The organism is Nitrosomonas sp. Nm166 (genome assembly GCF_900112825.1).
In the GTDB taxonomy this organism is placed as follows: Bacteria; Pseudomonadota; Gammaproteobacteria; order Burkholderiales; family Nitrosomonadaceae; genus Nitrosomonas.
Genome location: NZ_FONE01000041.1, coordinates 18,558 through 33,612, shown reverse-complemented (window position 1 = coordinate 33,612; position 15,055 = coordinate 18,558). Strand labels below are relative to the sequence as shown.

Genomic DNA, 15,055 nt, shown 5'->3' with positions numbered 1-15,055 from the left:
CTGGAAATTTACTTCAACAGTACGCTTTTTTACACCTGGAAAATTAAATGATTTATGGGTACACTTTGTCACTGGCAATTCCTTTTCTTTATTCGACGTAGGTAACTGAATTATAAAGAATTATTTGGGAATTGCCACTTACCTTCGTGCAATATTGGGGCTAGCGCAGTGAGCAACGCTTTGCCCTTGGCGTTGTCGCGAATACCAGCCGCAATGTTTTAAAATGCTGCAAATCCGAAATTTCCTGTGCAATAGCTTCGCGTTCGTTACGTACGGAAGGCGATGCATCATTCGCTTGATCGTTCCATTCGTCGGCAGTTTCGTCCAGCGATCCATAATCCTCATCCAGTTCCTCGGCCAGATCGGGGAGATTGACTGCATCATTCAATACTTCTTGAAGACGGTTTGCCATGGTATTCAGCGCACCGGCTATCGCGTATGTGGACGATGCCAGCAGTTTCCACAGCACCAGGGAGATCAGTTGCCGCTGTCCATCGGGTAGCGCCTTAAGGTTTGGACGCCGCAGGTAGTCCGCAACGAGCCTGGATAACTCCTGCTCTTCAGAGGATGGCGTGAATTCCTCGACGATGGCCTTACGGGTGATGTATGAGACGTAGGGTTGCACTTCCTTGCGCAAGGTGCGTTTGCAAACCGGAGCCAGGCGATCGCGCAAATTGGCGAAGTTTTGATTTTTACCCGAAGCGGTGAATTGCGTGCGGAAGCTGTCGATGTCCCCGAATACACGATCATCGATCATGCTGATGAGGCCGTAGAGCTCCAGCAGGGAGTTTTGCAGCGGTGTTGCGGTCAGCAGTATCTTGGAGTGAACATGCGCCAGTGCCTCTTTGATCGTCTTGGCGATGACATTGCGGGTTTTGTAGACGTTGCGCATCCGGTGGGCTTCGTCGAGCACAACCAGATTCCATTCGATATTCTTGATATCATCGGCCTTGGCTTTCGCAAACTGATAGGCAGATGACCGGGCCGGAACCATACTCAAACGGGTTCCGGTCTGTTTGTTTGCGGATTGCGTTATAGCTTTTTGTTTCCAGGATCAGACTTTGCAAGCTGAACTTATCCAGTAGTTCCTGATGCCATTGCTTGCACAAGTTTGCCGGGACGATGATTAAAATACGGCGGCGGCGCTCGGCCCAGCGTTGCGAGATGACCAATCCCGCTTCGATGGTTTTACCCAAACCAACTTCGTCGGCAAGGATCACGCCGCGTGAAAGGGGATTACGGCAGGCAAACAATGCCGCTTCTACTTGATGAGGATTGAGGTCAACCTGGGAGTCAACCAGAGTAGATGCCAGCGACTCCACGGTGCCGCCCGCAGCACGCCGAGTAACAGCCAGGCGTAGTACTGACTCTGATGCGGCGTCAGAAGCTGCTGTGTCATCGATGGCACCCCTTTTTCCCTGCTCAAATACAATTTAGTTGATGACTTTGTACAACCTTATTCCGCTTCCGGCTTCTGTCTAAGATTCCTAAAGAAATTGCAACTAAACAAAATATACAGTTCTTGGGTTAAATAATGCTTTGTTTCTTTTTACCCGTCGATTGCAACAAAACCGGCAGAATAATCAGCACACAAATCAGCGTCAGAAATAAACCGATTGTCAGCAGCAATCCCATGCTGGCAGTACCTTGATGAGAGGAAAATACCAGGCTGCCAAAACCCGCCAACGTCGTTAATGCGCTATAAAAAATGGCACGCGCTGTACTGGTATGCAATAAATTCTCATACACGATGCCGGTATGGCGGCTTCTGTGCACCATGTGCAAGCTGCTGTCGATCCCAATGCCCAGCAATAAGGGCAAAGCGATGATATTGGCAAAATTGAATGGCAGCGCTAGCAGGACCGTACAAGCACCTGTAAATAAAGTCGCCAGCAGAAGAGGTATTAATACCAGCAGGGCGGCAGTAATACTTCTTAGCATCATCCATAGGGTGAATATCACACCCAGCAGTGCCAAGGAAAAAGCATGGATAAACGCATCCACCACGGCTTCACCCGCCTCCAGGCTAATCACCGGCGCGCCGGTAGCAGTAGGTGCTATTTTCTGAACTGCATGCACAAATCTGCGCAATGCATCGTTGTCATTAATATTTTCCGAGGGATAAACCGCAATGCGGTAAGTGTCATCTGGACTATGCCAGTGCGAGCTTACGGTGACTGGCAAGTCTTGCTGTGTAAATGGTTTTGCTTCCAGTGTCTGTTGCAGACGCTTGATAGAATCGGGCAGCAAACTGAGTAAATCGCTACCTAGCGCATGTAATAATTGCTCTTCCTGTTGATCATTATCTTTCGTACTCTTCTCTAAACGTGCCAGCAGATCTGAAAGTGAAGAATGCAGCTTGTGGGCAGAAGCTATCGCAGCATGTGCTGGCTGTTCGGCAATAAACTGATTTAATGCCTTGTATAATTTTTCCAATGCCATTCGTTGCTCTGCAACAGTATGACGATCCTCAGACTGAGATGCTGCCGGGGAAAAGAAAATGGGACCTAGCGTCATTGCCATTTCCTCTATCAGAAGACTTTTTGCTTCCTGTTCTTGAGGTACTAGATCAAGAATACTGATTACTTTATCGACTTCCGGCAATGCTTCAAGACGTCGTACAATCTGTTCTGCTTCCTGCAAATTATCAGCCAATATATCGATATGCCAAGGCGAATCTTCCGTGCTCTTTAATAGCTCCTGAAAAGTCTGGACTGACTCTGCACGTGGATTATTCAAATTCAGCAAATTATAGTCAAACCTAATTTGCGGTAGCGCTATGGCACAAATCACAATCGCAGTGATTGTTATACCACATATCAGTTTACGCCAATGCCTGGGCAGATCCAGAATGCGATTGATTGTCTTAATCGAAACTGAAGATTTTCTAGGCTTGGTTGGGAAAAACCTTTGCAAGGCGGGAATCAGTATCATGGTAATCAAAAAGCTGATTATCATGCCGGTACCTGAAATCAAGCCTAACTCCGCAACACCGCGATAAGTTGTTGGCATAAAAGCATAGAAGCCAATGGCGGTAGTGATCGCACAAATCAGCAGTGATTGTCCCATATCACCGCCCGCTTTATATAACGCCTCTGCAACCGATTGATCAGGCTTCCTCAGTTCTTCATGTCGCAATAAAAAATGGATGGCATAATCAACTCCAAGGCCGATATATAACACAGCAAAAGCGATCGAAATCAAATTTAAATACCCTACAGCAACGGTAGCAAATGCTGCTGTCAATAATAATCCGACCATCAGACTCAGTATCACGATTAGCACTGCTCCAGCAGAACGCAGTGCGACGAATAACACGCCAGCTACGGCTACTAATGCCAATAATCCAGACTCTTGAGCCCCGTACATCGCACTGATCAGTTCATCGTAGGCTAACGCCACATCGCCAGTAATACGCAATTTCTCAGCAGCATCCGCAGTCAAACCCATATCCTGTGCAGCCGTGCGGATTAATTTGATCGGTTCTTCAGCCGCAAATATCTGGGAATAATCAAGCTTGGGCTTTACTACCAGGAATTCTTGATAAGTTTCTTTTTGTGCTTCACCGCTCAATAATGCCTGCCATGATAGCGCACGGGGTTTGCCGGCAAGCCGGGCATCCATTGTTGCACTGACGCCATTCAACACGGGTTCCAGTTCTAACGTACGGCCAGTCCGTAATTCATCAATAGCTTCCGCAAGAATGGAAGAAAAAGTATAGAGTGTGGGATTTTCCGCGATACGGACAACCAGTGGCTGTGCCGCTGCCAAATGATCGGTAATATGGCCTAATTCAGATATGCTCTTGAAAAGCAGGCCATTTTGCTCAAAGAAAGGCTCTCCACTCAAATAATAAGTGTTCGGAAACTGAGCGTTATTTTCTGCCAGATAAGTGGCAAGACGTTTAGCCGCTGAATGCGTTTGTTCAGGAGTAGGCGCATCCAGTACCAGCAATAACGTGTCTTCATATTGGGAAAATGATTTTTTATAACGGATATGATTTGCGCGAAAGGGGACATCTTCAGAGAGCATATCCGTCGTATCCGTATGCACTCCGAGATTATTAACCGTATAAATCGTACTCAGCGCAGTAAGTACTGATAGGGTTAGAATAACCCAGATAGCGTTTTGGTAGCAGAAATCGGCCCAGCGCGCAAAAAAACGATAGCTACTACTGTGCAATTTTTCCACGCTTATGAAATCCCTTTGGGAGGAAAGGCAATTATCTTATTAATTCTGCCGAGTCAGAGCAATCTTTTCCTTAAGCGACTCAATCAGGGCTTGGAAACCATCCCGCTGCATAATTGCGCGATACTCTCCACGCTTTATCGCAAGATCACTCACGCCATCAAATAAAATATTGACAATACGCCAACGGCCTTCTGTTTGATGTAGCACATAATCAAAATTTACGGTACCGCCATCCGATTTAGTTAATTGGCTTCGCACCAGTGTTTGTTCATGCGGCAAAGCTCGTTGCTCAATAACTTCGAATTGCTCTCCCTCATATCGATTGAATCGGCCTGCATAGGTAGCAATGCTAAGCTGGCGGAATGTATCGATAACCAGATTTTTTTGTTCTTTATCTAATTGTGACCAATATGTTGCACCGAGTATTGTTTTAATAATTAATTCAATATCGTGAGATTGCTCAACCACAGGTTCCAGAAATTTGTATCGCCCTTCATAACCTAGCTGTTCACCTTCACGCATAACTTGAAGTAAGGATGATTGTAACTTCTGTATCACCTGTTCTGGACTATCGGATGCTGAGTCGGACGCACGCAATGCCATACTGATGGGTAACAGCATCACCAGTATCAGGCACCACCTTAGCAATTTAATTGTTAGTTTTGCTTTCATATCGACGGTCTTTCCACCAAGCACGTTCTCCACGCCAATATCGTAACGCTGATGTCCAAGTCATAGCAAGGTACAAAGTACCAATGATAGGCAATGCCAGCCCCCAAAGTGGAGAACGTTGATAATAAATTAGAGTGGGCATATAAGCAAAAAACATCGCTATCCATGCCAGACTACTTACTATATAAATTTCTTGAGCAGGTAGCAACAAAAATCCAAATGGCGCTGCCCAGAACATGGATACCATGATCAATGTACAGATGGCAAGCAAAATGGGTGAGTATCTTAATTGCGTATAAGCCGTGCGCGCCACCATTTCCCAGATGGGCTTTAACGTTTGGTAACCACGATGACTACGGGCTGCATGGCTGAGTCCAATCCAGGTACGTAAATCTGCACGCTTGATACGCACTGCTAAAGTGCAATCATCAATCAGGGCATCATGCAGATTGACAAAAGCACCTACTGAGCGCAATGCTCGAGTTTCTACCAAAATACAGCCACCGGCTGCGGCGGCAATACGTGACGCTGGCTTATTTGCCAAGCCAAAAGGATAAAGCAATTTAAAGAAAAATATAAAAGCAGGCATCAGTAAGCATTCAATAAAATTCTTCATCGGCGGCTCAGCCATCAACGATACTAGCGCCAGATTTTCAATACGCGCTTTCTGCCGCAATTCAGCCACAATCCCAGGTGCTAACTCAATATCAGCATCCAGCAATAACGTATAGGGTGTTCTAACTTCCTTCAGTCCCTGTTCAAGCGCCCATAACTTCCCACTCCATCCAGCAGGTGGCGAAGTTCCGGTTATGATCTTCGCACCGCACTTTCTAGCTTGTTCAGCCGTATCATCAACAGACTGATCATCTATGACGATGACACACGCGATCTGACCTTGCGCCCTTACCCCGCTGAGAGTGGGTTGAATATAAAGGCCTTCATTACGTGCCGGAATCAATACTGTAATGTCACTCAGCGCAGCACGGGAGCTTTCAGGGGCACTAGCTTCTATTTTTTCGCGAGTACTCCAAGGGCGCCATGGAAGCAGAATTAGTGACCACCAGCATATAGCACCGAAAAAAGGCAGGTATTCCACTGTCGCGCTTGTTTACAGTTGATTCTAAAAAAATATCGACGCTTTCTCTATCTGTTTACTTGTTAATCAATGTCACGGGTATGTCAGTGAGTTTCTTGGGTGTTTTGTTTTCTTCCGTGGCCCATTTTGGAGTCGGCTCGGCTACCATGGGGCCTGTAGTTCTAGGTCCCCTCAGAGAGGTAATCAGCGCTTTCCATGGATGTCTCAGCGAATCTTCCACTGCGGTTGCTTCATAACCACAGTGGGCCATGCATTGAGCGCATTTGGGATTATTTGCGGTACCGTATTTTTCCCAAGGTGTATCTTCAAGAAGTTCTTTGAAGGTTTTTGCGTATCCTTCATCGGATAATAAATAACAAGGCTTTTGCCAGCCAAATACATTGCGTGTCGGGTTACCCCATGGCGTACATTTATAATCTTGATTTCCTGCCAGATAATCTAAATACAGCGCTGAGTGATTCAGTCTCCATTTCCGCTTCAATTTCCTGCCTAGCTCAAAAATGCCGCGAAATAATATCTTGGTATCCTGACTTTTTATAAAAACATCTTGCTGAGGTGCTTTCTCATAACTAAACCCTGGAGCGATTGTCGCCGCTTCAACACCTAATTCCATCACATAATCCAGAAATTCAGCCACATCCTGCGGTGTTTCACCCTGAAACAATGTGCAGTTCACTGTAACCCTGAAACCTTTATCCAGCGCCAGTTTTATCGCTTCAATCGCTCGGTCAAAAACACCTTCCTGACAAACTGAGGCGTCGTGACGTTCCTTCATGCCGTCCAGATGAATTGAGAAGGTTAAATAAGGCGATGGAGTATAGTCGTCAATTTTTTTCTTTAACAATAATGCATTGGTGCATAAATAGACATATTTTTTGCGTTTGACGATACCCGCGACAATTCGCGGCATATCTTTATGGATCAACGGCTCACCACCTGGAATTGAAACCATTGGCGCACCGCATTCATCTACGGCCTGCATGCACTCTTCATAAGAAAGACGTTGATCGAGAATTTCTTCTGGGTGCGCAATTTTTCCACACCCCGCACACGCCAGATTACAGCGAAACAAGGGCTCTAACATTAGCACTAAAGGATATTTTTTGACCCCTTTTAGCTTTTGTTTGATTAAATAACTGCCAACTGCAATCTGTTGACGTAAAGGAACTCCCATGGGTAAACCTCCAAAGTGCTTCAAAGCAAGTTAATGATCAACACTATTAAGAATAAAAACAGAGCTCACTGAAAAAATTAACCAAGCTCATCTGAATATTGAATAAATAAGAACTTATGAAGAAGATTAAGCATTAAAAAACGGAAGTTACTATAAATAGTAGAATTGCCAACTTCCATAAATTCCTGCAATTATCTGAAAAAGCTTGAAACTGCTTTTATTTAAGTACTTAACTATAGAGCATGACTTCCTCTATAGCAAATATTTTTAAATCATCCAAAAATACAGATAGCCAATTTAGTTAATCAGACAGACGCATTATTTTATTCAAGAATAAGGAATTTGATGATTTTATGTACTGACAAATACACCAAGAATTGTAAGCTCTTGGTGTATCTGATAAATCAGAAAATTACTTTTTATTCATTAAAAATCAACACCTAGCGCACGCAGCGTTCTCTTGTCTAATTTACCTGTCGGAATATTATTTTGTTTTTGGAAACTTTCGATAGCAGCGACTGTTTTAGCACCGCTAACACCATCTACTGGACCGGGATTGAATCCTGCATCCACAAGAGCTTGTTGTACTTTGCGCATAATCGCGGGAGTTGCTTTCACAACATCGCCCCCATCATCAGCTGCTTGTGCTGGAGCTTTAGTGGATGAAGGACTTGGCTGAACTTCCTGAGCACTTGCCATATCAGGCGTTCCTGCCGTGGACTCTAGACTTTGTAGCTCTTCAATTTTAGTAACAGGTTCAGCAGGTGTAGACGTGCTAGGTGCTGGTGCTGGTGGTGCAGTTGGTGCTGGCGCCGTTGGTGCTGGTGCTGGTGCTGGTGCTGCAGGTGCAGCTTCTTTGCTTTCGCTTTCCTTACCGGGAAGTGGTTTTTTTTCGAAGATCGGCTTGCAACCAAATAACAGTGCTACAGATAACAAAAGAATCGCATAAGACACTAAGGTACTGATCTTGCAAGATTTCATTATTCCCCTCCATAAAGTAAATAAATTTAAAAATCATTAATCATGAGAAACTCACACTTTAATGACAAACTAAAATACTTTCAATATCTTACTTAAGTGAGTCCTGGAAGCCATAGATGTACAATTTTATTTATAGTGACAGAACTAACTTTATAATGCTGCGACATGAACTATCACACTTTTCTGATCATAACGCAATCTGAATGAATAAATGATAGGTCTAACTCCTCATAAAAAAGAGATCTGTTTAATCGGTGGTGGTCATAGTCATATTACGGCTATCAAGAAACTGAAAAGACGCCCTCTTCCAGGCGTCAGAGTGACACTCATCAGTAATGAAGCTCTAACCCCTTACTCTGGAATGCTGCCCGGCTTAATCGCCGGTCATTACACTTTTGAAGACTGTCACATTGATTTACAGAAACTTTGTCGCTGGGCCAATGTCCGGTTTATTCGCAGTGAAGTTCAGCGCATCGATCCGGTAGCAAAAAAAATCTATTGTCATGGATATTCGCATCAGTATTACGATTTGCTGTCTATTGATATCGGTTCTCAGCCTGCGCTGTATGATATTAAAGGCGCCATTGCATATGGCTGTTCCATTAAACCAATCAATCAATTTCTGCAGGATTGGCAGCAATGGCTTAAGACAGCTTCTGTATCAAATTGCTCAAAGCGAGTCGTAGTTATTGGAAGCGGAGCTGCCGGTATCGAGATATTATTGGCTATGCATTATAAACTTTGCAATACAACTTCTATCCAGGCAGACTTTACGCTCATTGGCGCAAGTCAAAATATCTTAAACTCTTATAATAAGCGCGTACAAGCGTTTTTCAAACATTACTTAGACACACTGGGTATTACTGTTATCAGCGGAAAACGCGTCATTTCTATCGACCGGCATCAACTGACGCTAGAGGGTGGAACTACTCTGAATTATGATTTTTCTGTTTGGACTATTCATGCTGGTGCACAAAACTGGCCAGAAGCAAGTGGATTAGAGTGTGATAAGGGTTTTATTCGAGTTGATCAATATCTTCGCAGCATCTCACATCCGGATATATTTGCTGTCGGCGACTGCGCTGCTTTCACCCCGTGGCCATTGCCTAAAGCAGGCGTTTATGCAGTCCGCCAAGGTTCTGTATTGACAAACAATATTATTGCTGCGCTTGAAAAGCGCCCTCTGCTGGCTTTCAAACCCCAGAAACGCTTTTTAAGCTTATTAACCACAGGCAATCGTCATGCTGTCGCTGCATGGGGTCCTTTATTTGCTTCTGGAAAATGGGTCTGGTTATGGAAAAATTATATTGATCGCGCTTTTATAGCGCATTTCAACCCCCACAAACCAATAGTAGCCAGCAAAAATAGCCAGAATAATGACTCAGAACTCTTATAGTGCGGGGTAATATCTCTCCCGAGTAAGCGTTTGGAAAGCTTAGATAGTCTTTTGCTGGAACGAAAATCATTCAGTATCATACGATTATCATAAATGTTGAGCAAATTTCCATTTATTAGCGATATGTTCACGATAGCTTTCCGAATAAAACCAATGGCTAAAGTATTCTTCTGAGAGAAAGCATTATTTTCATAAACTCCTGAATAAATCCTCATTCTTGCTAGCTGCACCTTCATCAAGAGACCATAAGATCTTAGCGTTATCGCCCGGCCATTTCCCATAACATCAAACGCAAAGATGCTATTTTCATATCCTAAATTTTCAAAAATATCATCTCTCTCATAAATAAATAACCTGACAAATTAAGCACATATTGATCAAACGCTAAATTAAAACAATATGCGAAAATCCGTAGAAAATAGCTATTTTTCAGAAAATCAAAGGCTGGCTATTCCAAGGTATATTCAATGCTGGACGCTGGCGTTAATATCCTTGGAGTATCTTGTGGAATTTCGTTAAAGGATGGCAATACCGTTTCTCGGAACGGAATTATTGAGTTTGTTGCACCACTCGTATGAGTGAATCCCCGGTTGTGGATTATCTTTTTCAGGCTAAATAAGAATGCCTGGGGATTAAACTGAAAAATTAAGGTATTTGTAATAGGAAGTATTAGACTCGTATTAAATGATGAAAGTGGTTCCCTTCTAGCGCTCAAATCAGTAAACATTGAACTGACCACGATCACTAACTCTCGCCCGTTAAAATAAGCTGTTGCATCAATCGACTCCCGTCGCTTAGGCAGACCATCTACATCTGGAATTCCAGAATAGCCGATAGCCGTAGCGCTATCGATACATACGTTAGGGTTGTTATTAATAAAACGAGGGATACCGCCAGTCAGACTTAAACGAAATACCCCATCGCCAACATCTTCTATGACCTCAAATCTGCTTTGGACTGGTATATCTGTTGGAGTAATGTCATTGGCACTGATCGCACTTCGGCATTCAAATCCGTTGTATACAATAGCTGTTCCAAAAACATTTTCTTGGAAGAAGAACGAAACTAATACTACCCTCAGTATTCGCATTGTTCTCATGGCTGCGCCTCAGATAGAGAAAAAGTAATACGAAAACTCTCTTATTCTACTCACCAGGAACTCAGCGATTTGAACATACCACGCTGTACAGTTTGGAGAAAGTATTTCCCACATAGGTCATCTGCTCTGCAGTATGAGCAGCATTTACGCTGCATCGCACCAGCGATTTCCCTTCTGGAGCAGCCGGAGGTAATATCAAATTCACATAAATATTATGTTCAAGTAGCTTTTGCCAAAGCAGGAGTGCCTGTTGGGGTGTATCAAGAATAACGGCAATTACCGGACCGGGATCCGGGCCGAGCGTGTAACCCGTTTCTTTAAAACATGAATAGAGTTGCGTACAATTGTTCCACAATTGCTTACGTAAATGGTTCCCTTTACGTAGCAATTCCAAGGCTGCACGGGTTGAAGCAATCGTTGCCGGAGATGGTGATGCTGTAAAAATATAGGGGTGGCTGACGTAACGTAATTGTTCAAGCTGCGGATGATTACTCACACAAAACCCGCCAATACTACATAAACTTTTACTAAAAGTACCAGTAATGAAATCAACTTCTTTCAATAAACCTGTTTTTTCTACTAAACCTTGGCCGGTTTCCCCTAATACACCCAGTGAATGTGCCTCATCAAGCAGTAAGATACAATTGTAAGCATTCTTTAATTTGACGATTTCAGCTAAAGGCGCTTGATCGCCAAGCATACTGTAGATTCCTTCAGCAATAATCAATGTAGTTTCAACACGGCTTCCCAATCGACGCAATCGTTTCTCCATGTCAGCCATATCATTGTGTTTAAAGCGAATGATATCTGCGCCACTAAGAATACAGCCATCATAAATACTTGCATGGGAATCACCATCAATCAATACAGTATCACCAGGACCCACTAAGCCTGAAATGGTGCCTAAGTTAGCTTGATAGCCAGTGGTAAAGACAATGCCGTAGCTACATTGATAAAAGTCAGCAAATTCTCTTTCTAACGCGCGATGACCAAAATAGCTGCCGTTTGCCATCCGCGAACCGGTCGTACCGGTACCTTCCTTGTCAATTGCCTCATGCGCTGCACGGATACATTCAGGTGCAAAAGTCAGTCCCAAGTAATTATTAGTCCCTAACAGAAGTACACGACGATCCCCAATTCTCGCTTCAGTAGCTGAATACACTTCTTCTATCGGAATACCAAATGCCCCAACGCCATCAGGTAACAGTGCCTTTCTTGCCGCAGCGGATGCATCCAGTTTTTCAAGTAAATTCATTACGATGCGGATTTAATTTTGTGTACCAAGTCAGCTAATTCGCGAACAGTTTGAACATCTGTTAATGCATTGATGGGAACTGAAACATCGAAAGTATCCTCAATTTCCATAATCAGGTTGAGCAGTTTAATGGAGTCAATCGAGAGTTGGCTAATCAAATTAGTTTCAGGTGTAATCTGAGTACCAGAATTAGTTAAACTACTTAGCCGATCACAGAGTAATTGCATAATCTCATCGTAATTACTTTCAGTCATAAGTTAATTTAAGGCAGTTAATTTAAAAGCTAGATTACTTCAGATAATACATCCTGCAAGCGAATACTCGGTTGCCATGCAGGCAGCACATCGGCTAAAGGCGTATTATCACATATCCAATTGCTATGTTGTAATTCATTAACCTTTCCCGGGGTAAGTATGGGTGAATAATGAAGTAAGCGCGCAAGCCACAGATTTGATAAAGCGATACTCCGCATCAGCAAATTCGGTATAGCTACACAATGAACAGGGCGTTTCCATACTCGTTGTGCTAAATTAGCCAGGCTCTGATAGCTATATCCACCTGGCGTACCATCATCAAGTTCAAAGATGCCATGGATTGTCATATCGGAAGCAAGCCACATTTGAATAGCTGCAACCAGATCATACACATGTATTAACCCAAATCGATTATGGATTTTTCCAACGACGGGCAATAATCCACGATACATTGCTTGAAAGAGCGGTTTTAACTCCTTATCTCCAGGACCATAAACTGCCGTGGGTCGGAATATTGCCCATTGCAATTGATCAGAATATTGATAAAGCTGTTGCTCAGACAAATACTTGCTTTGAGCATACCAGGATAATTCAGGTTGCCTTGCAGCTAACGATGATATCAGCAAAAAGCGCGGATAATTCTTTTGCTCGGCAATAGCACGTAGAAGGTTTTTGGTGCCTTCAATATTGATATGTGCAAATTCTTGGAAAGAACTTCCTCTGACTGTTGCAGCACAGTGAATAACATATGCTGCATCATTGACCAGTTGACGTAGGGCAGCTAAATTATCTAAATCACCCTGGATCCATTGGAGAGATTTACTATCTGAAGAACGACTGAGCCTTGTGAGTGCTCGAACTGTCCATCCATTCTGAATCAGCTTTTGTACAAGTACATTACCGATGAAACCAGTAGCACCTGTTACGGCTACTAGTTTCAACATGCTTTTCTATCTGTCACCTGCTTCTACAAAAGACAATTGCCCCGTCCGATTTGTTCTTTGAATATAGCCTTGTCTTGCCGCAAAACGTGAGAGCTTTCCTGATGAAGTCCGAGGTAAAGTATGCGGTGGAACCAACTCAACAACACAATTCACTCCAAAGGCCATGTAAACAAGCTGTTGCAATCGAGTTGTTAATGATTGACGTTCTGTCACAGAAGTAAGCCTGCATTCAATGACTAACACTATAGTCGTGGTTCCATCTTCACTATTAATTCCAAATGCAGAAGCCTCGCGCGATCTGACCTCTGGCTGCTGTTCAGCCAACTCCTCTATATCTTGTGCACGAATATTGCGACCATTTACAATAATGACATCTGTGCGACGCCCAGTGATAAACAGATCACCTTCAAATAGAAATCCAATATCTCCCGTATCTAACCAGTTACCCGATTTAAGTGCTTTGTCCGTTTCCTCTGGATTGTTATAGTAGCCCGTCATTAAGCTGTTACCATGCACCAGAACACTACCAACCATCATTTCTGATAATTGTTGCCCATCCTCATCGATTATCTTGACGATATGTCCAGGCAATGGACGTCCGCAATTTACAAATTCATTTTGTTTACGCCCATCAGCTTGCAACCGAGCAGCCATTTTTTTATCAATCAGCGTTTTGCTATCCACTTGCATGCTTTTACATCCTTTACCGATTTTTGAAAAGGTGACCGCAAGGGTTGATTCCGCAAGACCATAACAAGGCAAAAAAGCATTCTCATCAAAACCTGCCGATGCGAATTTTTCTGCGAAGTTTCTTAAAGTTTCTGGTCGAATCATTTCTGCACCAATACCAGCAGCTCGCCAGCAACTAAGATCCAGTTCTTTAAGATCAGATTCTCTAACCCGTAAACTACAAAGTTTAAGACCAAAAGGTTGACTGAATGCGACAGTACAACGGTTGCGACTGATTAAACGTAACCACTGTAAAGGCCGAATTGCAAAATCCCGCGTTGCTAAATAATCAACAGAAATTTGTGTAACCATTGGCGCTAAAACCAACCCAACCAACCCCATGTCATGGTAAAAAGGTAACCATGACGCAGAACGATCATCGGGTCTTATTTCCAGCCCACTGCGTACAATGCCTTGTAAATTACACATTAAGGCTCGTTCGGTAATAACTACGCCTCTAGGAGTGCGTGTACTGCCCGATGTGAATTGCAAGTACGCAGTTTCATCAGGATGATTGGATTGTAATTCGATATTACTCGCAGGTAGCTTGCTTAATTTTTCTGACGTTCCTACCCACTGTATACAGGCTACCCCTTCGACAGCTTCTTCCAGAAAGCTAATATAGTCGATATTCGCCAATGCAATACTTGCTTGACTGCTTTCAAGCATGCCTCTTAATTGCTGCACATATATTGCATGACTGCCAAGATTGACCGGAATAGGCATTGCGAAAGGTACTAACCCAGCATAACGACATGCAAAAAACAGCTCAATAAATTCTGGAGAAGTATCAGCAATGATCGCCACCCGACTACCACGGGGCAAATCAAAGCCAGATAAACGTTGAGCTAGAATCCAAGCATTTTGTTTAAGTTTACTGTATGGCAGTACCGAACGTAAGTTACCCTTAGCGTCATAAAAGTTATATCCCGTTACCCCCTTTGCTGCGTATTCTAAAGCACTCGTTAGGGTATCAAAATCCGCTAGACGCTGAGCTAGCGGATTAAGTGTCGGTGTTGATTGTAATTCGCTTGAAGGCTGAAAATCAAACGCTTGCGTTAGCGGAGCGTTCAACTGGGTTATTGTCGAACTCAAGATCTTCCCCTCGAAGTAATAGTACTTGTCACCTTGCTCTTATCAGCAAGAAATTCTGGTTGAGCGTGCCAACTCTGATCATTAATCATTAATAATGCAACTTTTGATAGTTGGAAAATTTTCATTCAAACGCTTACCGCTGACATTGCTTAATAAATATAAGTGTGTC

At 43.4% G+C, this 15,055-nt stretch carries 13 protein-coding genes; 1 reads left to right on the top strand and 12 read right to left on the bottom strand.

Features of this window, described 5'->3' with window-relative positions; all coding sequences use genetic code 11:
- Nucleotides 1-160: 160 nt before the first annotated feature.
- The 7 genes from BM021_RS11690 to BM021_RS11665 form a co-directional block, all read right to left on the bottom strand.
- Nucleotides 161-994, bottom strand: a complete 834-nt coding sequence (locus BM021_RS11690; protein ID WP_256207894.1) for an SNF2-related protein — start codon at nucleotides 992-994, stop codon at nucleotides 161-163.
- Nucleotides 942-1,322, bottom strand: coding sequence for an SNF2-related protein (locus BM021_RS16175; RefSeq protein ID WP_256207893.1), 381 nt, complete (start codon nucleotides 1,320-1,322; stop codon nucleotides 942-944). The genes BM021_RS11690 and BM021_RS16175 overlap by 53 nt, the downstream gene beginning before the upstream one ends.
- A gap of 205 nt (nucleotides 1,323-1,527) precedes the next feature.
- Nucleotides 1,528-4,191 carry an MMPL family transporter gene (locus BM021_RS11685; RefSeq protein ID WP_090721213.1) on the bottom strand — a complete coding sequence of 888 codons (2,664 nt, stop codon included), beginning with the start codon at nucleotides 4,189-4,191 and terminating at the stop codon, nucleotides 1,528-1,530.
- Between the two features lie 39 nt (nucleotides 4,192-4,230).
- On the bottom strand, nucleotides 4,231-4,863 hold the full coding sequence (locus tag BM021_RS11680) for an HpnM family protein (protein ID WP_256207892.1): 633 nt from the start codon (nucleotides 4,861-4,863) through the stop codon (nucleotides 4,231-4,233).
- Nucleotides 4,841-5,959, bottom strand: coding sequence for a glycosyltransferase (locus tag BM021_RS11675; protein WP_090721212.1), 1,119 nt, complete (start codon nucleotides 5,957-5,959; stop codon nucleotides 4,841-4,843). The genes BM021_RS11680 and BM021_RS11675 overlap by 23 nt, the downstream gene beginning before the upstream one ends.
- 55 nt (nucleotides 5,960-6,014) lie before the next feature.
- A complete protein-coding gene (gene hpnH / locus BM021_RS11670; RefSeq protein ID WP_090721211.1) occupies nucleotides 6,015-7,133 on the bottom strand; it encodes an adenosyl-hopene transferase HpnH in 1,119 nt (372 codons plus the stop codon).
- A 426-nt stretch (nucleotides 7,134-7,559) separates the two neighbouring features.
- The gene (locus tag BM021_RS11665; RefSeq protein WP_090721210.1) at nucleotides 7,560-8,114 is read right to left on the bottom strand and encodes a peptidoglycan-binding domain-containing protein; all 555 of its coding nucleotides are present in this window, start codon (nucleotides 8,112-8,114) and stop codon (nucleotides 7,560-7,562) included.
- Nucleotides 8,115-8,325: 211 nt separating this feature from the next.
- Between BM021_RS11665 and BM021_RS11660 the strand changes: the two genes are divergently transcribed.
- On the top strand, nucleotides 8,326-9,510 hold the full coding sequence (locus BM021_RS11660) for an FAD-dependent oxidoreductase (protein ID WP_090721209.1): 1,185 nt from the start codon (nucleotides 8,326-8,328) through the stop codon (nucleotides 9,508-9,510).
- A 448-nt stretch (nucleotides 9,511-9,958) separates the two neighbouring features.
- Here the strand turns inward: BM021_RS11660 and BM021_RS11655 are convergent, their stop codons facing one another.
- From BM021_RS11655 to BM021_RS11635, 5 genes are all read right to left on the bottom strand, one after another.
- Nucleotides 9,959-10,609, bottom strand: a complete 651-nt coding sequence (locus BM021_RS11655) for a hypothetical protein (protein WP_090721208.1) — start codon at nucleotides 10,607-10,609, stop codon at nucleotides 9,959-9,961.
- A gap of 61 nt (nucleotides 10,610-10,670) precedes the next feature.
- A complete protein-coding gene (locus BM021_RS11650) occupies nucleotides 10,671-11,864 on the bottom strand; it encodes a serine palmitoyltransferase (RefSeq protein WP_090721207.1) in 1,194 nt (397 codons plus the stop codon).
- The gene (locus tag BM021_RS11645; protein WP_256207891.1) at nucleotides 11,864-12,091 is read right to left on the bottom strand and encodes an acyl carrier protein; all 228 of its coding nucleotides are present in this window, start codon (nucleotides 12,089-12,091) and stop codon (nucleotides 11,864-11,866) included. The genes BM021_RS11650 and BM021_RS11645 overlap by 1 nt, the downstream gene beginning before the upstream one ends.
- Before the next feature lie 56 nt (nucleotides 12,092-12,147).
- On the bottom strand, nucleotides 12,148-13,062 hold the full coding sequence (locus BM021_RS11640; protein WP_090721205.1) for an NAD-dependent epimerase/dehydratase family protein: 915 nt from the start codon (nucleotides 13,060-13,062) through the stop codon (nucleotides 12,148-12,150).
- Nucleotides 13,063-13,068: 6 nt separating this feature from the next.
- Nucleotides 13,069-14,886 (bottom strand): fatty acyl-AMP ligase, encoded by a 1,818-nt coding sequence (locus BM021_RS11635; protein ID WP_090721204.1) that lies wholly within the window; start codon nucleotides 14,884-14,886, stop codon nucleotides 13,069-13,071.
- Between the last annotated feature and the right edge of the window lie 169 nt (nucleotides 14,887-15,055).